This is a genomic window from Bacillus sp. T33-2 (assembly GCF_002860205.1).
Lineage (GTDB): Bacteria > Bacillota > Bacilli > Bacillales > Cytobacillaceae > T33-2.
Window position 1 is genome coordinate 25,121 of the sequence record NZ_PGVB01000014.1, and the last position, 18,566, is coordinate 43,686.

Here is an 18,566-nt window from a genome sequence, read left to right on the forward strand (position 1 = left end):
CGCTTCCGCTTTTCGTGTTAGCAATTAGGGTAAAACCCGATATTAAAAGGGAGGTAGGCCCCTTGCTGGATGTCAATAATTTCGAATACATGAAAATCGGCCTTGCTTCACCTGATAAGATCCGTTCATGGTCATATGGTGAGGTAAAGAAACCGGAAACGATTAACTATCGTACGCTTAAACCTGAAAAAGACGGCTTGTTCTGTGAACGCATTTTCGGACCGACCAAGGACTGGGAATGCCACTGCGGCAAATACAAACGTGTTCGCTACAAAGGTGTTGTTTGTGACCGGTGCGGTGTTGAAGTTACCCGTGCAAAGGTACGCCGCGAACGGATGGGGCATATTGAACTTGCTGCTCCTGTTTCACATATTTGGTACTTTAAGGGAATTCCAAGCCGGATGGGCTTGGTCCTTGACATGTCACCACGCGCCCTTGAAGAAGTCATTTACTTTGCTTCTTATGTAGTAACAGAAACAGGCGATACAGCGCTTGAAAAGAAACAGTTGCTGTCTGAGAAAGAATATCGTGCATACCGTGAAAAGTACGGGAACAAATTCCAAGCTTCCATGGGTGCTGAAGCGGTAAAGAAACTTCTTTCGGATATCGACCTCGACAAAGAAGCCGAGACGCTAAAAGAAGAACTAAAGACAGCCCAGGGGCAGCGCCGTACACGGGCCATCAAACGGCTAGAAGTGATTGAGGCATTCCGTGGTTCCGGCAATGAACCGTCCTGGATGATCCTAGATGTTCTGCCGGTCATTCCGCCGGAATTGCGGCCCATGGTGCAGCTGGATGGCGGAAGGTTTGCCACCTCGGACTTAAACGATCTGTACAGGCGTGTCATTAACCGTAACAACCGACTGAAGAGGCTTCTCGACCTTGGTGCGCCTAGCATCATTGTTCAAAACGAAAAGAGGATGCTGCAGGAAGCAGTCGACGCCCTGATCGATAACGGCCGCCGCGGCCGCCCGGTTACTGGTCCGGGGAACCGTCCATTAAAATCCCTTTCTCATATGCTGAAAGGAAAACAGGGACGTTTCCGCCAGAACCTTTTAGGAAAACGTGTTGACTACTCCGGCCGTTCTGTAATCGTTGTAGGCCCGAACTTAAAAATGTACCAGTGCGGACTTCCGAAAGAAATGGCCCTTGAACTGTTCAAGCCATTCGTAATGAAAGAACTTGTCCAAAAAGGACTTGCACATAACATCAAATCTGCGAAACGCAAAATTGAACGCGTTCAACCAGAGGTTTGGGATGTCCTTGAAGAAGTCATTAAGGAACACCCAGTATTGCTTAACCGTGCCCCGACCCTTCATAGGCTGGGAATCCAGGCATTTGAGCCGACTCTTGTTGAAGGACGCGCGATCCGCCTGCATCCACTCGTATGTACGGCTTATAACGCTGACTTCGATGGAGACCAGATGGCTGTGCACGTGCCTCTGTCAGCTGAAGCGCAGGCAGAAGCCCGCTTGCTGATGCTTGCAGCTCAAAATATCTTGAATCCTAAGGACGGAAAGCCTGTCGTAACCCCTTCCCAGGACATGGTATTGGGGAATTACTACTTAACTCTTGAACGGGAAGGCGCAGTCGGCGAAGGCATGGTCTTTAAAGATGCGAATGAAGCACTGATTGCATACCAAAACGGCTATGCACACCTTCACACCAGGATTGCTGTTCATGCCGGTTCTTTAGGGAACCAGACATTTACGCCTGAACAAAACAAAATGCTGTTATTAACGACAGTAGGCAAGCTGATTTTCAACGAAATCCTGCCTGCTTCATTCCCTTATATCAACGAGCCTACGAAGACAAATCTGGAGGAAAAGACTCCGGAAAGGTATTTCGTTGAAAAAGGAACAGATGTTAAAGAAGTTATTAAAGGAATGCCGACGGTTGATCCATTCAAGAAAAAAATTCTTGGGAACATCATTGCGGAAGTATTTAAAAAGTTTAAAATCACTGAAACATCCAAGATGCTTGACCGCATGAAGGACCTTGGCTTCCGCTTCTCAACAAAAGCGGGAATCACTGTTGGTGTTGCGGATATCGTCGTCCTTGGCGAAAAGCAGGAGATCATCCAGGAAGCCCAAAACAAGGTTGATAACGTTCTTAAGCAGTTCAGACGCGGTTTGATTACTGAAGACGAACGCTATGACCGCGTCATTTCGATTTGGAGTGCCGCAAAGGATACAATCCAGGCTAAATTGATGAAATCCCTTGATAAAACTAACCCGATTTTCATGATGAGTGATTCCGGTGCCCGTGGTAACGCATCGAACTTCACTCAGCTTGCTGGTATGCGCGGACTGATGGCGAACCCGGCAGGACGTATTATCGAGTTGCCGATCAAATCAAGTTTCCGTGAAGGATTAACAGTGTTAGAGTACTTTATTTCGACACACGGAGCCCGTAAAGGTCTTGCGGATACTGCCCTTAAGACAGCTGACTCAGGTTACCTTACACGCCGTCTTGTAGACGTAGCCCAGGACGTGATTGTCCGTGAAGACGACTGCGGAACAGACCGCGGCCTAAAAGTCAAGGCGCTGAAAGATGGCACTGAAGTGATCGAGCCTCTTGATGAGCGTTTAATTGGGCGCCATGCAAGACGGGCAATCAAAAATCCTCAGACTAATGAGGTTATGGTGGAAGAAAACGGCCTCATCACTGAAGACTTGGCTACGGAAATTGTCGATGCAGGTGTAGAAGAAGTGTGGATCCGGTCCGCCTTTACATGTAACACTCGCCATGGTGTATGTAAAAAATGTTATGGACGTAACCTCGCAACCGGCCAGGAAGTCGAAGTTGGCGAAGCTGTTGGTATCATCGCAGCCCAGTCAATCGGAGAACCTGGAACTCAGTTGACAATGCGTACATTCCACACAGGTGGTGTTGCAGGAGACGATATCACACAAGGTCTTCCGCGTATCCAGGAATTGTTTGAAGCGCGTAACCCTAAAGGCCAGTCAGTGATCTCCGAAATCGAAGGTGTTGTTGTCGGCATCAATGAAGGTCGCGACCGCCAGCATGAAATCGTGGTCCAGGGCCAAGTTGAAAGCAGGACATATAATGCACCATATACAGCAAGGCTGAAAGTATCTGTCAACGACAGGGTTGAACGTGGACAGGAACTCACTGAAGGATCCATCGATCCGAAAGAGCTGTTAAGGGTAAAAGATGTTACTTCTGTCCAGGAATACCTGCTTCGCGAAGTACAAAAAGTATATCGCATGCAGGGTGTAGAAATCGGCGATAAGCACGTTGAAGTGATGGTTCGCCAGATGATGCGCAAAATCAGGGTAATTGATGCAGGTGAAACAGACGTGCTGCCAGGCACACTGCTTGAAATCCATCAATTTACTGATGCCAACCGGAAAGCACTGCTTGAAGGCAAGGCACCGGCAACAGGCCGTCCAGTTCTTCTCGGTATTACCAAGGCTTCACTCGAAACTGATTCATTCCTGTCTGCAGCGTCCTTCCAGGAAACCACGAGGGTACTTACCGATGCAGCAATCAAAGGCAAGCGTGATGAATTGCTTGGCCTGAAAGAGAATGTAATCATTGGAAAACTTGTGCCTGCAGGAACCGGAATGCAGCGTTATAGGAGAGCTGAGCCGATTTTAAAGGACAAAGAGGCTGAAGAAGTAACAGTCGACTAATTTACAAATTCCCGCGGCACTTTCTCATCACATATGATAGAAAGTGCCGTATTTTTGAAAAAAAAACAGAACCGATGCTATTGTATTCAAATACACATAAAAAATATCTATTTTCTGTTGACAACGCTTGTGCAAGATGTTACTATAGCAAAGGTGCTCCTATTCACCTGTTACTTTGGAGGATAGAACATGTCTTATGAAAAAGTATCACAGGCCAAAAAGATTATAGTAGGAACAAAGCAAACAGTAAAAGCCCTTAAAGCTGGCGAAGTCACTGAACTGGTAGTGGCCGAAGACGCTGATCCAAAAGTAACAGCAAAAGTGCTTCAGGCTGCCAGGGAAATGGATGTAGCTGTTGCCCGTGTGGACTCCATGAAAAAATTGGGAAAAGCATGCGGGATCGGAGTAGGGGCGGCTGCTGTAGCAATAACCAAGTAAAAACTGTTTTTGTGGTTTAACACTGCAAGGACTTTGTTTTTTGTAAAAAAATGAACCACCTGGATGTGTGGGCTTAACAAAGAAATGAAAGGAGGAAATTACAATGCCAACAATTAACCAATTAGTGCGCAAACCTCGCAGCTCTAAAGAGGAAAAGTCAAAATCACCTGCGCTAAATAAAGGTTACAACAGCTTTAAAAAGGCTCAAACTAATGTATCATCTCCACAAAAGCGTGGTGTATGTACTCGTGTTGGAACTATGACTCCGAAGAAGCCAAACTCAGCGTTGCGTAAATATGCTCGTGTACGTTTGACTAACGGAATTGAGGTAACAGCATATATTCCTGGAATTGGGCACAACCTTCAAGAGCACAGTGTTGTTCTTATCCGTGGAGGACGTGTAAAAGACTTGCCAGGGGTACGTTACCACATTGTGCGCGGAGCGCTTGACACTGCTGGTGTAAACAACCGTATGCAAGGCCGTTCTAAATACGGTACTAAGCGTCCGAAAGCACCTAAGAAATAATAATTCAACTTAAACATATCAGTTTTTCTGAAAGGAGGAAGAAAAATGCCACGTAAAGGTCCAGTTGCAAAGAGAGACGTATTGCCTGATCCAATTTACAACTCAAAGTTAGTTACTCGTCTAATTAACAAAATGATGGTCGACGGCAAAAGAGGAACTTCCCAAAAGATCCTTTATAATGCTTTTGATATTATCAGTGAGCGTTCTGGCAAAGATGCAATCGAAGTGTTTGATCAAGCACTTAAGAATATCATGCCTGTATTAGAAGTAAGAGCACGCCGTGTTGGTGGTGCTAACTATCAAGTTCCAGTTGAGGTGCGCCCAGACCGCCGTACTACTCTTGGTCTTCGCTGGTTGGTAAACTATTCACGTCTTCGTGGGGAAAAAACAATGGAAGAGCGTCTTGCTAACGAAATCCTTGACGCAGCCAACAATAGTGGCGCATCTGTCAAGAAGCGCGAAGATACACACAAAATGGCAGAAGCAAACAAAGCATTTGCTCACTATCGTTGGTAATCAAACCTTCAACTATAAAACATTCAAACCCGGAAGGAGAAAGACCCAATGGCAAGAGAGTTCTCCTTAGAAAAAACTCGTAATATTGGTATCATGGCTCACATTGATGCTGGTAAAACAACAACAACTGAGCGTGTACTTTATTACACAGGCCGTATCCACAAAATCGGTGAAACACATGAAGGGGCTTCCCAAATGGACTGGATGGAGCAGGAGCAGGAACGTGGTATCACGATCACTTCTGCTGCAACCACTGCCTCTTGGAAAAACCACCGCGTAAATATCATCGATACACCAGGACACGTAGACTTCACAGTGGAAGTTGAACGTTCCCTTCGTGTACTTGACGGTGCGGTTGCAGTCCTTGACGCCCAGTCTGGAGTTGAGCCACAGACTGAAACTGTTTGGCGCCAGGCAACTACCTATGGAGTTCCCCGCGTAGTATTCGTTAATAAAATGGATAAAATCGGTGCGGACTTCCTGTATTCAGTTGGTACATTGCATGACCGCCTTCAGGCAAATGCCCATGCAATTCAGCTTCCAATCGGTGCTGAAGACCAATTCGAAGGAATCATTGACCTTGTCGAAATGAAAGCTATCTTCTATGCAAATGACCTTGGCACAGAAATCACTGAAGGTGAAATTCCTGCAGAGTACAGGGACCAGGCGGAAGAATACCGTGAAAAGTTGCTTGAAGCGGTAGCTGAACTTGACGAAGAGTTAATGGAAAAATACCTTGGCGGAGAAGAGCTGACAGTTGAAGAAATCAAAGCGGCTATCCGTAAAGGTACTACAAACGTTGAATTCTACCCTGTTATTTGCGGTTCCGCATTTAAAAACAAGGGTGTTCAGCTGATGCTTGATGCAGTAATCGACTACCTTCCATCTCCACTGGATGTACCTGCAATTAAAGGTACTCTTCCAGATTCAGAGGAAGAAGTTGAGCGCCATTCAAGCGATGATGAGCCTTTCTCAGCTCTAGCCTTCAAAGTTATGACCGACCCATACGTTGGTAAACTTACATTCTTCCGTGTATACTCCGGAACCCTGGAGTCTGGATCTTATGTCCAAAACTCAACTAAAGGGAAGCGTGAGCGTATCGGACGTATCCTTCAGATGCACGCAAACAGCCGCCAGGAAATCTCAAAGGTTTACGCTGGTGACATTGCCGCAGCTGTAGGTCTTAAGGATACTACAACGGGTGACACTCTTTGTGATGAGAAGAACCTTGTAATCCTTGAGTCCATGCAATTCCCTGAGCCTGTAATCCAGCTTTCCGTTGAGCCGAAGTCAAAGGCAGACCAAGATAAAATGGGCCAGGCGCTCCAGAAGCTCCAGGAAGAAGATCCAACCTTCCGTGCATACACTGACCAGGAAACTGGACAAACCATCATCGCTGGTATGGGTGAGCTTCACCTCGATATCATCGTTGACCGTATGCGCCGCGAGTTCAAGGTAGAAGCAAACGTGGGTGCCCCTCAGGTTGCCTACCGTGAAACTTTCCGTGCTTCAGCTCAGGTAGAAGGCAAGTTTGCACGCCAGTCCGGTGGTCGTGGACAATACGGACACGTTTGGATTGAATTCTCTCCAAACGAAGAAGGAAAAGGCTTCGAATTTGTAAACGGCATCGTCGGTGGTGTTGTTCCTCGTGAATACATCCCGGCTGTACAAGCAGGACTAGAAGATGCGCTTGACCGCGGTGTCATTGCAGGCTTCCCGCTGGTAGACATCAAAGCCCGCCTGTTCGATGGTTCTTACCACGATGTTGACTCCTCGGAAATGGCGTTTAAGATCGCTGCTTCCATGGCACTCAAGAACGCGGCTTCAAAATGTAGCCCTGTCATCCTTGAGCCAATCATGAGGGTTGAAGTCGTTATCCCTGAAGAGTACATGGGTGATATCATGGGTATGCTCACTGCGCGCCGTGGACGGGTAGAAGGCATGGAAGCCCGTGGTAACGCACAGGTAGTACGCGCGATGGTTCCACTTTCAGAAATGTTCGGTTATGCAACGGCTCTTCGTTCTTCAACTCAAGGACGTGGTGTATTCTCAATGCACTTCGATCACTACGAAGAAGTTCCTAAATCCGTTTCTGAAGAAATCATCAAAAAAAATAAAGGTGAATAATTGCTTTTCACTTATTTATAAAGTATAACTACTTATGTAAGCTATGGACTATGTGGAAAAAGAGCACTTTTTCCACAGGCCCATATAAATATATACTTAATTTTTCTAATTAAAAGGAGGATTTCCTAAAATGGCAAAAGCTAAATTTGACCGTTCAAAGCCACACGTTAACATTGGTACAATCGGCCACGTTGACCATGGTAAAACTACTTTAACAGCTGCTATCACTACTGTTCTTGCTAAAACTGGTGGTGCTGAAGCACGTGCATATGACCAAATCGACGCTGCTCCAGAAGAGCGCGAGCGCGGAATCACAATCTCAACTGCACACGTTGAGTATGAAACTGCTAACCGCCACTATGCACACGTTGACTGCCCAGGACACGCTGACTATGTTAAGAACATGATCACTGGTGCAGCGCAAATGGACGGCGGTATCCTTGTAGTATCTGCTGCTGACGGCCCAATGCCACAAACTCGTGAGCACATCCTTCTTTCCCGTCAGGTAGGCGTACCTTACCTTGTTGTATTCATGAACAAGTGTGACATGGTAGACGACGAAGAACTTCTTGAGCTAGTTGAAATGGAAGTTCGCGACCTTCTATCTGAATATGAATTCCCTGGTGATGACATCCCTGTAATCAAAGGCTCTGCTCTTAAAGCCCTTGAAGGCGATGCTGCATGGGAAGAAAAAATCGTTGAGCTTATGGCTGCAGTTGACGAGTACATCCCAACTCCAGAACGTGACAATGCAAAACCATTCATGATGCCTGTAGAGGACGTATTCTCTATCACTGGCCGTGGAACAGTTGCTACTGGACGTGTTGAGCGTGGACAAATCAAAGTCGGTGAAGTAGTAGAAATCATCGGTTTGACTGAAGAGCCAAAATCCACTACTGTAACAGGTGTTGAAATGTTCCGTAAGCTTCTTGACTTTGCAGAAGCTGGTGACAACATTGGTGCCCTTCTTCGTGGTGTTGCACGTGAAGAAATCCAACGTGGCCAAGTTCTTGCAAAGCCAGGTTCAATCACACCACACGTAAAGTTCAAAGCTGAAGTTTACGTTCTATCAAAAGAAGAAGGTGGACGTCATACTCCATTCTTCACAAACTACCGCCCACAGTTCTACTTCCGTACAACTGATGTAACTGGCATCGTTCAACTTCCAGAAGGTGTTGAAATGGTTATGCCTGGCGACAACATCGAAATGTCTGTTGAGCTGATTGCTCCAATCGCGATCGAAGAAGGAACTAAGTTCTCAATTCGTGAAGGCGGCCGTACAGTAGGCGCTGGCGTAGTAGCAACTATCACTGAGTAATATAAATGAGAAAGCAGATGGGTGACGATCCATCTGCTTTTTTGTATTTATACGGCGACGGTGTTACTTGGATTTAAATCGTGTACATGTTATTTACAATTTGTTTACATATTACTTGACGAAAATTGCCATTACATACTATCCTTATTCTTAATGATAATAATATTCTGAATTTTATTACACTCTTTTGAAAAGTAAGAATAAAGGGGAGTGGAAATGTTGATTGTCTCAATGAAGAACCAGATGAATGAATTAGTGCGGAAGTCTGCATCTATCATAAGTGACTATCAAACAGAGATACAGGAGGAATGGGACCAAATTTTTCATCGCCTTAAACAAAACCAGACGCTCATTGATTTTGGTGCAGATGCGCCCGAACAGTTAAAGCAAATTTCAGTTCTGTTTTGGAACCATCTATCAGGGTTTTATTCAAATAATATAGATGAAACTTTCAAAACCCTGCAGTCCGTATGGGCACAGAAACTAAACGTACCTTTCAATTCCCATAAACTCATTTTACTTTTCACGATGCTCGAAAATGCCATCCATAAAGTCGTCGAAAAAAATGATATACATGATTTTCATATCCACCAGTCCATCCAGCATTTCTTTTCGCTCATTGTTCAACGATTGTTCACGAACACACATTTTGAAGTGTTAAATGTAGACTTTTATATTTCTGAGCTTTTTAGAAAAAAAGAAAATCCTTTTTTATGGGCAGCGAAGGTTCAATTCCAGGATGATGCAGGCTTCAAGATTTTAGCTTTTACATCACACGACGGGCTGTTGATTGATGAGGTTTGGAAAAAGATGATCTTGAATCTGCATGGTCCGTCACTGAATATTTTATCGGATGCCATTCTAAGGCTGTTGGTCCAGACCTCTCCAGCTGATGATCTTGAAGTGTTTCCACTGACAATGGGTTCGGATACTTACTTGTTTTGCATCAACAAAAGAGACGCGGGCCAACTCAAGCCGTTCTTTACCCTTTCATTGGAGCTGCTTCAGCAAAGCCAGCATCTGCATGAAAATATGCAGATTAAAAACGATTGGAAAGACGCCCTGATCCTATTTGATGAATGGATAATGCTCGCCCGGAATTTTGATGAGGCAGTCGAAAAAGTTGTAAGCGGTTTCGTGAACTATTTGCCGTTTCAGCGGGCCGCATTGTTTTACTATTCGGAGACAGAGAATGGGGAACAAATTGGCCTTGGTGTCATAGGACATAAGATTGACACAAAGGACATCCGCAATATACGGGAAAACTTAAACAATCTTCCGCAGATTAAAAAAACAATGACCCGCATTCAGCCAATGTATGTCCCGAGTGCCAATTCCATCCTGCCTGAAAGGTTTATCCAACAGTTTGAATTAAAGTCACTCGTAATCGCGCCAATTTACAGCACATCGAACAATCAGGTTTGGGGAGGCGTATTTTTGGATCAAGGCGAAGGCAAAGCCTTTGAAGTATCTCAAACGATCCTGTCCGTCCTCACAAAATTTGGCCAGCATGCAGGAGAAATTCTCTCTAAATATTCTTCCGGCATGGGAAGCGCATGGTCATCTTCACCAAAAACAATGCTGACAAACCGGGAGATCGACATTTTAAGGTTAATGGCAGAAGGCAAAACGATTGATGAAGCGGCAGACCTTCTTTACCTGAGCAAGTACACTGTCCGGGACTATATTTCTTTCATTATTAAAAAATTAGGTGCACAAAACCGGACACAGGCTATTGCGAAGGCAATTCGCGAGGGATTGATATAAGTCTGTGCCATAATGAGAGGAGTGGATCCCACTCCTCTTTTTCTGTCTATATTCTTCGTCGCTTTATAGCTGCTTTCTGCGTTTGATTTTCAGCTTCGTGTTTAGATGGTTCATTAGTTTCGAGATAGTGAACAATTTTTTCGATACTTGTTTCTAATCTTAGCAGGCGGTCTTCAAGCTTATTAAGCCTGCTTTCATCAGGCTGCGGTTCCTCGGCCGCAACTGCCACAAATTGGTTTGTCCTGCCAGACACTAGTTCCTGCCAGCGGTCACTAATATCATATTTGGTTTTTAACAGCCACAAAATGATATCTTTTGTTGTATAATCATCTAAAAATACTTCGAGCATCGCATCCTTGAAGGATTCCCTTTTGCCTGGGGCGCCATGGTCTTTCCCATCCAGGAGATGTTTTTCTATGATCCTGCTTATTTGGGGATTATTCGGACCTCCGCTTTGTTGATAAAAAGCGCGAATTCGTTCATTCATTGTCTTTTTTTCCCGCTCGTCAATCATGCAACTCCTCCTTCAGTTTGGATTGTCCGAGAAAAACAATTACCGCTAGAAAAAGGACCTCGTTTTTCTCGTCCGCCAAATTCTCCAAATCAAGAAGATACCCAAAACGGCTCCCAAAGCCAAACCAGTACTTGCAATCATTTGTTTTGTTAATCCTAAATAAGAGATTTCAGCTGAATTACTCATGATTAATCCTGTCGCGATAATAATAGAAGATACAATCAAGGTCAGGGCCAGCCGGTTTAAAATCTGGTTTGCAAGATTGGCGGTCCTTGCATCGACCCGCATCTGCACGTTCATACGAAAATCGTTGTAATAAAGATGTTCCAGGATTTTGTTGATCCTGCGCGGCATGGTTCCGAACAGTTTCACAGACTCAGTGATCCAGGACGCATTGGCCCGGTAATTGAACCTTCGGCCAATCACGCCTTTCATTACAGCTGTATCTGCAGATTCCACCACATGGTGGTACGAAACTTCAGGGCAAATCCACCTCGCTGTCCCTTCCGTTGCAGAGAAAGCTTTGGCCCAGAGGGCAAGGCCGTTTGGAATTTTACAATGGTTGACCATGCCGATATTGATCAGTTCGAGCACCAGCCGTCCCCAATTATACTTATCGGCCTGAGTACTGTTGACGTAATTCAGGAACATGGCCCTGAACTGGTCCCTTAGTTTAACAGTATCGGTATAGATGGTTGGAATGACTACATCAAGTGCACACTCCGCCGCATCCTCCGCCTGGTTCAAGCGGGTATGCATCAGAAACCGGAAAATTGCCTGAGTGTGCATCGTATCCATTTTGCCAACCATCCCCCAGTCGATCGGGACAGCCTTCCGTGTCTTTTTGCATATGAGGATGTTTGAACCGTGTGCGTCTGCGTGATAGTTGCCGTTCATAAAAGATTCAATATAATAGTGTGCAAGGTCAAGCATAATCAGCAGCCGTTCTTCAAAAGAGTAAAAGTCGACAGGGAAATCCTTTATCGACCAGCCGTCGATGAACTCCATGACCATGACACTTTTCGTAGCATGGTAGACGTCGGTGACACGAAGCCAGTCAAAACGGTCACCGGCCATCTGCCTGTGCTCGTTCATCGTGTGTGCTTCACGTTCGAGGTTTAATTCGTTCATTGAACTGCCGTAATAATCATTCAGCAATTCATTTAAATCCACTGAAGCTGCCACTTCCACAGGCAGCCGCTTTTGCAGTCTGCGTGCCCATTTTTTTATGACCTTAATGTCGGTTTGGAATAGCTTTTCTACAGTTGGGCGAAGGACTTTAACGGCAACTTCCTGTCCCGTCTTCAGCCTGCCCCGGTACACCTGTGCGAGTGATGCGGAACCAATCGGTATCGGGTTTATCACTTCAAATGTCGCAAGCCCGTCAGGAAGCTCCGTTTCGAGTGTGTATTTGATATAGTCAAAATCAATCGGTGGCACTCTGTCCAATAATTTTTCCAGTTCCAAAGTTATTTCTTCGGGCAGGAGGTCATTTCTCGTCACCAACACCTGCCCGAGTTTAATGAACGTAGGGCCTAATTCTTCAAATGCCATTCTCAGACGCCTTCCGATTTTTTGAAGCTTTTCACTTTCTTCCGGAGTGCGGATTTGATGGCGGAAAATACGGAAGAGGGATGAGTCTTTAAATACATATCCGAGTCCATGTTTTGCGATGACTCCGACGATCTGCCGTTCCCTTTTTGATATTGTAATTTCGGCACTTTCCCGGTCTATTTTTTGTTTAATCCTTTTTAAATCTGTTTTCGCAGGTTTATGTTTGACCTTTTCTGCAACTTCCATAAAAAGTACCTCCTTCTCTCCTAGGCGGCCACGTTAAAAATATGTCAGGGGCTGTTCATTTAAGTCGGCAACTACAGACTTCGTTTCAAGATATGCGTCTAATGCAGAAGGACCTAAATCACGCCCAAGGCCGCTTTGTTTGAATCCGCCGAACGGGGCAGTCGGAGTCAATATTTGGTACGTATTTATCCAAATGGTTCCGGATTGTATTTCCTGGGCCAGCCTTAGTCCACGTTTTAAATCCTTCGTCCAGACAGCTGCCGCTAAACCGTAAATGGTACTATTGGCCAATTCAATAACCTCTGTTTCATCCTTGAATGACAGGACGGTTCCGACAGGCCCGAATATTTCTTCATTGGCTATTCTCATATGCTGCTTTACAGAAGTAAAAATGGTTGGATTAATAAAATAACCCTCGGCATGGCTGCTGCTCCCGCCGTAAACCAGCTTTGCACCTTCCTGGACACCGATTTTGATGTAATGCAGGACTTTTTCAAACTGTTCCTTGCTAATGACAGGGCCGAGGTCATTTGTGATATCATCCCCAGGGCCGACCTTTAACTGTTCCGCATGTTTTACTAGCGAATCAACAAACTGGTCATGGACACTCTCCTGCACAAATATCCGTGTCCCTGCCTGGCAAACCTGGCCTGAATTCAAAAACAACCCGAACAAAGCGCTTTTTGCTGCCTGCTCCAAATCAGCATCCTCGAAAACGATGTTGGGCGACTTTCCACCGAGCTCCAGAGTAACCCTTTTAATGGAAGGCGCGGCAGCAGCCAGGATTTTTCGGCCAGTAGCCGTTTCACCGGTAAAAGAAATCTTTGACACATCAGGATGGTTCACAATCAGTTTTCCTGCTTCATCCCCGCCAGGCAGCACTTGAAGGACACCCTCAGGCACACCTGCTTCATGACAGATCTCGGCTAATTTCAATGCAGTCAGCGGAGTTTCGGGTGCCGGTTTTAATACCGCACTGCAGCCGGAAGCCAGTGCAGGTGCCACCTTCCATGCCGGCATCAGCAGGGGAAAGTTCCATGGAGTGATCAGGCCGGCAACGCCGATTGGCTCTTTCACTGTGTACACAAAATGGTTAGGAGGCGCTCCAGTGGCTGAAAACGGCAGAGTATGCCCGGTCGGCTGCGCTGTCAGGGAGGCCATATAGTCAAAGCATTCCACAACGAGCGGAATTTCTACAAATAAGGCCATGTTTAATGGCATGCCATTTTCACTCGTCATGATATGGGCAATGTCCATCTGGTTCTGCTGGATAAGCCTTGCCGCCTGATGCAGGATCCGTCCCCTTTCAATCGGCGACATTCCCCGCCATCTCTTGTAGTTGAAAGCTTCTTTTGCTCCCTGCACAGCCCGGCTAACATCCGCTTCACCGGCATCACTGACTTCGGTGAAAGGTTTTCCGGTAGCAGGATTAAATACGGAGAAGGTCTTTCCGCTTTCAGAAGAGACCCATTCACCATTGATGAAAAGTTTTGTCTGGAGATTTGGAGAAGAGATTGTTTCCATGTCATTACCGCCTTTTGAAAAATTGACATATGATCCAGATGGTTTAAAAGGGAGACCTTTTGCCTCCCTTTTTGTGCATTGTGTTAAAAAATTTTACTTTATCCGGCTAATTCTTCACGGCCCGTTCTGATTAAGTAATCACGATATAAAGGAAACCATTGCTGAAGCTGAGGCACAACCTTAAGCGATTTGGAAAGAGGGCCGGTAGCTTTCATTTGTTGGCGGGCCAAAGCCTGAGTGAGGTCCACCTTTCCAAGCCAAAATTTATGGCCGATATCCGCGTTCATTTCAAAGGTCAATTCTGGGTTGACATCTGTGTCCCCATAAATAACGTCAATGCTGCCTTTGTCATTCGGAACCCAGGTGACTTTTGCTTCAGGTTTGTGGTAAATATATTGGACAAGCGCATCATGATGAGATGACTTCTGATATGAAGCCATAATGGCTTTGGACTGCTCTGAATCCTTTACTTCATTAAAAAAACCTTCAAATACGTTATACAGATCCTCTGCCGATTGAAAATATGCCATTATTATTGCCTCCTTGGATTGGATTTTTATGTTATGCCCGGCTAAGGGGCGATGTTATGGTAGCTATCGGACAAAATCACGGAATTATCTAAGCGCAAAGTCCAGTAGAATCACCATTGCCTGAGAACCAGTGGATATTCTTCAGCTAAAGCCGGCCACGAGTTTAAAGTTCCACAACGCTCCTTGCTACCTTGCCTTCCTTCATATCGTTGAAGGCTTCATTTATGCCGTCAAGTGATGTATATCTTTTTGTAATTAACTCATCAAGCTTGATTTTTTTGGCCATATATAAATCCAGGATTTTAGGTATATCCACGATGGGGTTGCTCTGTCCATACCAGGAGCCGGTGATCGTCCTGCTTTGGGCTGGGAGCGAAAACGCATTGATGGCGACATCTTCATTCGGGGGAGCGATGCCGACAACTATTGCCATGCCGCCTTTTCCAAGACAGTTATATGCCTGGGCTATCGTGTTCGGACGGCCTATGACTTCAAAGGCATAATCAGCTCCACTTCCATCTGTGAATTCAAGCACCTGGTCGATCACATCGTCTTCAGAGGCATCAACAGTATGGGTTGCGCCAAACTGCCGGGCGATATCAAATTTGTTTGCTGCAACATCAACCGCGATAATCTTTCCCGCACCAGCCAGCTGGGCAGATTGAATGACGTTCAAGCCGACTCCGCCAGCTCCAATGACGACGACACTGCTTCCTGGTTTAACCTTTGCTGTATTAACGACCGCCCCAAACCCCGTTAAAACACCACAGCCAACCAGGGCAGCCTGAGGGAATGGAACATCTTTCCTGATTGGAATAACCCCGGCCTCTGGCACAACTGTGTACTCACTAAAAGTGCCGGTCATACTAAATTGAAATATTTGCCCATCTTTTGAGTGAAAACGGGTCGTCCCGTCTGGCAGGGCTCCTGTTTGGGCAGTATATTGGGCTGTATCACACATGTCCTTCCTGCCGATATTGCAGTAATAACATTCACCACATTCGGGGACCCAGTTTAAGACGACATGGTCACCTTTTCGTACCCTGGTGACACCCTCGCCAACTTCTTCAATGACTCCAGCTCCCTCGTGCCCGAGCACCATTGGGACAGGAAGTGGCAAATCGGCAGATACGACATGCAAATCACTATGACAAATCCCTGCTGCCTTAATCTTGACGAGTACCTCGCCCTTTTTGGGTGAATCCAGCTCGACATTTTCAACAGTTACTTCTTGTCCGTAATCCTTTAAAACTGCAGCCCTCATAAACTACCTCCTTTTTGGCGTCAGCTATTGTTCGTACATCAATACATTTATTATAAGATTAAGAATTTTATAAATAAATATCGAAAAAGCTCGTATTGTTTTCTGTTCAGGAAGGGCGGCACCCGAAGAATGAAGGTAGATCTACCGACAAATTACGAATTGTGGCTGTCTCTTTTCATCATGTACTTTATAGTTAGTAATATTTCAAGAAAGAAGGAGGATTATATAATGAAAGGATTAAAACAAGTCCATGAGCAGTTTCAATCGTCAACTGATAAGCTGTTGGACTGGAACCATCCGATGTATAAGCTTTATGAAAAAGCAAAGAAATTCGGAGGCTGGAACCCAGGGGATATAGACTTCTCTGTTGATCGGGCAAACATTGCGAAAGCATCACCAAAAGAGCGGGAAATGGTAGCGCAGCTTGTTGCCTTGTTTGGGGCAGGGGAGGAAGCCGTAACGTTAGACTTCTTGCCAGTGTTATACACGATGGGCAATGAAGGCCGGCTTGAAGACACGATTTACTTGACTACTTTTTTATATGAAGAGGCAAAGCATACGGAATTTTTTGCGCGATGGCGCCAGGAAGTGGGAATGACTGAGGACTTGTCAAAATTCCATACCGATAACTATAAGAAAATCTTTTATGAAAAACTTCCGCAGGCGATGAATGCCCTCTATACAGATGATTCGCCGGCAGCCCAGGTCCGCGCGTTGACTACTTACCATATGGTGGTTGAAGGAATGCTTGCTGAGTCAGGCTACCATTCTTTCAGGCTGGCGTTCGAGGCAAGTGGAATGCTTCCAGGAATCATTCAAGGGATTATAAATTTAAGCCGTGATGAAGGGCGGCATATCGGTTTTGGCACCTATTCCTTACGGCGGCTTATTGCGGCAGACCCAGCATTATACGATGTCTTTTCCGCGACGATGGACGACTTGCTGCCTTATGCAATTGGATTGATCAACGACACCATTTCTATCACCGAGGGGCAGGATGTCTACGGAATTGACTGGTCGATCATGACCGATTATGCGATCAAGCAGTATAATGCCCGCGAGTCCAGCATCGCCCGTGCCAAGCAGGATTTTGATGCCTATTCCGATATCGAGGAGGAAGTAGCTGCCGCGGAATAACTTTTAATAAGTGAATTACACCCATTTTCAATCGGTTTATTTCTACTCCTTGATTCCCCCTTTTACAGGATGGCTTACCTGGCCATCCTTTTTCTATGAAGCGATGTATATTAATAAGAAGAAACATGACTTTACGGTCGGAATTTAACGTTTGCAGGAACCATTTGGTTCATGAAAGAAACAGAGAATGTCCATTAAGCGAGGGAACTTGAAATCCGCTCTTGAAAACTTGAAAGGAAGCCGTTATAATAGAAAAAGTGTGCAAAACATAAACAAAAGCGGAATAAATGTTGCGCTCTATTTATGTTTTCTGTATAATAGACAATGTTGGTCTTTGACTGCGATGATGCGGAAGGTTGCTGACACACCCGGCCGCTTTGCCATGGCGAGTGTGTGGGAAATTTTCGCGGAGAATGTCTATTCTAAAATAGGCGAAAAGGAGGGAAAGTAATGGCAAAACAAAAAATTCGTATCCGTTTAAAAGCTTATGATCACAGGATTCTTGATCAATCTGCAGAAAAAATCGTCGAGACAGCGAAACGTTCTGGTGCGGCTGTATCCGGTCCGATCCCGCTTCCGACAGAAAAGTCTGTTTACACAATTCTTCGTGCGGTGCACAAGTACAAGGATTCACGTGAGCAGTTTGAAATGCGGACACATAAGCGTCTGATCGACATCATCAACCCAACGCCACAAACTGTCGACTCGTTGATGCGTTTAGACCTGCCATCAGGTGTAGATATCGAAATCAAACTTTAATGAAATAAACATAACTGATAATTAGGAGGTGTGACTGTAATGACCAAAGGAATCTTAGGAAGAAAGATCGGTATGACTCAAGTATTTGCTGAAAATGGAGATCTTATCCCGGTAACTGTCGTTGAAGCTGCTCCAAACGTTGTGCTTCAAGTGAAAGCTGGCGAAACTGACGGCTACGAAGCTGTCCAGCTTGGTTTTGAAGACAAGCGTGAGAAGCTTGCCAACAAACCGGAAAAAGGCCACGTTTCAAAGGCAAACACTGCTCCTAAGCGCTTCGTTAGTGAATTCAACGGAGTTAACTTAGCAGAGTACGAAGTTGGTCAGGAAGTCAAAGTTGGTATTTTCGCGGAAGGCGATTTAGTAGATGTAACAGGTATCTCGAAGGGTAAAGGTTTCCAGGGCTCCATCAAGCGCCACGGACAATCCCGCGGACCAATGGCTCACGGTTCCCGTTACCACCGTCGCCCAGGTTCAATGGGTCCTGTTGCTCCAAACCGTGTATTCAAAGGCAAAGCGTTGCCTGGCCGTATGGGCGGAGAGCAGATCACTGTTCAAAACCTGCAAGTTGTTAAAATCGACGCAGAACGCAACCTTCTTTTGATTAAAGGAAACGTTCCGGGTCCCCGCAAAGCGTTGTTAAAAATTAAAAGTGCGGTAAAAGCGAAGTAATTTTACAGGAAAGGAGGC

At 45.5% G+C, this 18,566-nt stretch carries 15 protein-coding genes; 10 read left to right on the plus strand and 5 right to left on the minus strand.

What is annotated here, in order from left to right; all coding sequences use genetic code 11:
• Nucleotides 1–62: 62 nt before the first annotated feature.
• The 7 genes from rpoC (at nt 63) to CVD19_RS11800 (ending at nt 10,351) form a co-directional block, all read left to right on the plus strand.
• Nucleotides 63–3,659, plus strand: coding sequence for a DNA-directed RNA polymerase subunit beta' (gene rpoC / locus CVD19_RS11770; RefSeq protein WP_101582066.1), 3,597 nt, complete (start codon nt 63–65; stop codon nt 3,657–3,659).
• 189 nt (nt 3,660–3,848) lie between these two features.
• A complete protein-coding gene (locus CVD19_RS11775; RefSeq protein WP_101582067.1) occupies nt 3,849–4,097 on the plus strand; it encodes a 50S ribosomal protein L7ae-like protein in 249 nt (82 codons plus the stop codon).
• A gap of 103 nt (nt 4,098–4,200) precedes the next feature.
• A complete protein-coding gene (rpsL, locus tag CVD19_RS11780; protein WP_101582068.1) occupies nt 4,201–4,623 on the plus strand; it encodes a 30S ribosomal protein S12 in 423 nt (140 codons plus the stop codon).
• A 45-nt stretch (nt 4,624–4,668) separates the two neighbouring features.
• Nucleotides 4,669–5,139 (plus strand): 30S ribosomal protein S7, encoded by a 471-nt coding sequence (gene rpsG / locus CVD19_RS11785; protein WP_101582069.1) that lies wholly within the window; start codon nt 4,669–4,671, stop codon nt 5,137–5,139.
• Between the two features lie 48 nt (nt 5,140–5,187).
• Nucleotides 5,188–7,266 (plus strand): elongation factor G, encoded by a 2,079-nt coding sequence (fusA, locus tag CVD19_RS11790; protein ID WP_101582070.1) that lies wholly within the window; start codon nt 5,188–5,190, stop codon nt 7,264–7,266.
• A 130-nt stretch (nt 7,267–7,396) separates the two neighbouring features.
• The gene (tuf, locus tag CVD19_RS11795) at nt 7,397–8,584 is read left to right on the plus strand and encodes an elongation factor Tu (protein ID WP_101582071.1); all 1,188 of its coding nucleotides are present in this window, start codon (nt 7,397–7,399) and stop codon (nt 8,582–8,584) included.
• A 216-nt stretch (nt 8,585–8,800) separates the two neighbouring features.
• Complete coding sequence (locus tag CVD19_RS11800) at nt 8,801–10,351, plus strand: LuxR C-terminal-related transcriptional regulator (protein ID WP_101582072.1); 1,551 nt, start codon at nt 8,801–8,803, stop codon at nt 10,349–10,351.
• 46 nt (nt 10,352–10,397) lie between these two features.
• Here the strand turns inward: CVD19_RS11800 and CVD19_RS11805 are convergent, their stop codons facing one another.
• The 5 genes from CVD19_RS11805 to CVD19_RS11825 all read right to left on the minus strand — a co-directional run bounded on the left by CVD19_RS11805 (nt 10,398) and on the right by CVD19_RS11825 (nt 15,983).
• Entirely contained in the window at nt 10,398–10,865 is a 468-nt protein-coding gene (locus CVD19_RS11805; RefSeq protein ID WP_101582073.1) for a hypothetical protein, read from the minus strand.
• A gap of 45 nt (nt 10,866–10,910) precedes the next feature.
• The gene (locus tag CVD19_RS11810) at nt 10,911–12,665 is read right to left on the minus strand and encodes an ABC1 kinase family protein (protein WP_101582074.1); all 1,755 of its coding nucleotides are present in this window, start codon (nt 12,663–12,665) and stop codon (nt 10,911–10,913) included.
• A gap of 33 nt (nt 12,666–12,698) precedes the next feature.
• Complete coding sequence (locus CVD19_RS11815) at nt 12,699–14,189, minus strand: aldehyde dehydrogenase family protein (RefSeq protein WP_101582075.1); 1,491 nt, start codon at nt 14,187–14,189, stop codon at nt 12,699–12,701.
• A 98-nt stretch (nt 14,190–14,287) separates the two neighbouring features.
• A complete protein-coding gene (locus CVD19_RS11820; RefSeq protein ID WP_101582076.1) occupies nt 14,288–14,719 on the minus strand; it encodes a hypothetical protein in 432 nt (143 codons plus the stop codon).
• Between the two features lie 163 nt (nt 14,720–14,882).
• Nucleotides 14,883–15,983, minus strand: a complete 1,101-nt coding sequence (locus CVD19_RS11825) for a Zn-dependent alcohol dehydrogenase (RefSeq protein WP_101582077.1) — start codon at nt 15,981–15,983, stop codon at nt 14,883–14,885.
• 228 nt (nt 15,984–16,211) lie between these two features.
• Here CVD19_RS11825 and CVD19_RS11830 point away from each other — a divergent pair, with 228 nt between their 5' ends.
• From CVD19_RS11830 to rplC, 3 genes are all read left to right on the plus strand, one after another.
• The gene (locus tag CVD19_RS11830) at nt 16,212–17,120 is read left to right on the plus strand and encodes a R2-like ligand-binding oxidase (protein WP_101582078.1); all 909 of its coding nucleotides are present in this window, start codon (nt 16,212–16,214) and stop codon (nt 17,118–17,120) included.
• 450 nt (nt 17,121–17,570) lie between these two features.
• The gene (gene rpsJ, locus CVD19_RS11840; protein WP_003348621.1) at nt 17,571–17,879 is read left to right on the plus strand and encodes a 30S ribosomal protein S10; all 309 of its coding nucleotides are present in this window, start codon (nt 17,571–17,573) and stop codon (nt 17,877–17,879) included.
• A 39-nt stretch (nt 17,880–17,918) separates the two neighbouring features.
• On the plus strand, nt 17,919–18,548 hold the full coding sequence (gene rplC, locus CVD19_RS11845; protein ID WP_101582080.1) for a 50S ribosomal protein L3: 630 nt from the start codon (nt 17,919–17,921) through the stop codon (nt 18,546–18,548).
• Nucleotides 18,549–18,566: the final 18 nt, after the last annotated feature.

Bases quoted from the DNA above. Each gene is read 5' to 3' on its own strand.
- CVD19_RS11775 (WP_101582067.1), top strand. From the start codon at position 3,849: ATGTCTTATGAAAAAGTATCACAGGCCAAAAAGATTATAGTAGGAACA.
- rpsL (WP_101582068.1), top strand. From the start codon at position 4,201: ATGCCAACAATTAACCAATTAGTGCGCAAACCTCGCAGCTCTAAAGAG.
- rpsG (WP_101582069.1), top strand. From the start codon at position 4,669: ATGCCACGTAAAGGTCCAGTTGCAAAGAGAGACGTATTGCCTGATCCA.
- fusA (WP_101582070.1), top strand. From the start codon at position 5,188: ATGGCAAGAGAGTTCTCCTTAGAAAAAACTCGTAATATTGGTATCATG.
- tuf (WP_101582071.1), top strand. From the start codon at position 7,397: ATGGCAAAAGCTAAATTTGACCGTTCAAAGCCACACGTTAACATTGGT.
- CVD19_RS11800 (WP_101582072.1), top strand. From the start codon at position 8,801: ATGTTGATTGTCTCAATGAAGAACCAGATGAATGAATTAGTGCGGAAG.
- CVD19_RS11805 (WP_101582073.1), bottom strand. From the start codon at position 10,865: ATGATTGACGAGCGGGAAAAAAAGACAATGAATGAACGAATTCGCGCT.
- CVD19_RS11810 (WP_101582074.1), bottom strand. From the start codon at position 12,665: ATGGAAGTTGCAGAAAAGGTCAAACATAAACCTGCGAAAACAGATTTA.
- CVD19_RS11815 (WP_101582075.1), bottom strand. From the start codon at position 14,189: ATGGAAACAATCTCTTCTCCAAATCTCCAGACAAAACTTTTCATCAAT.
- CVD19_RS11820 (WP_101582076.1), bottom strand. From the start codon at position 14,719: ATGGCATATTTTCAATCGGCAGAGGATCTGTATAACGTATTTGAAGGT.
- CVD19_RS11825 (WP_101582077.1), bottom strand. From the start codon at position 15,983: ATGAGGGCTGCAGTTTTAAAGGATTACGGACAAGAAGTAACTGTTGAA.
- CVD19_RS11830 (WP_101582078.1), top strand. From the start codon at position 16,212: ATGAAAGGATTAAAACAAGTCCATGAGCAGTTTCAATCGTCAACTGAT.
- rpsJ (WP_003348621.1), top strand. From the start codon at position 17,571: ATGGCAAAACAAAAAATTCGTATCCGTTTAAAAGCTTATGATCACAGG.
- rplC (WP_101582080.1), top strand. From the start codon at position 17,919: ATGACCAAAGGAATCTTAGGAAGAAAGATCGGTATGACTCAAGTATTT.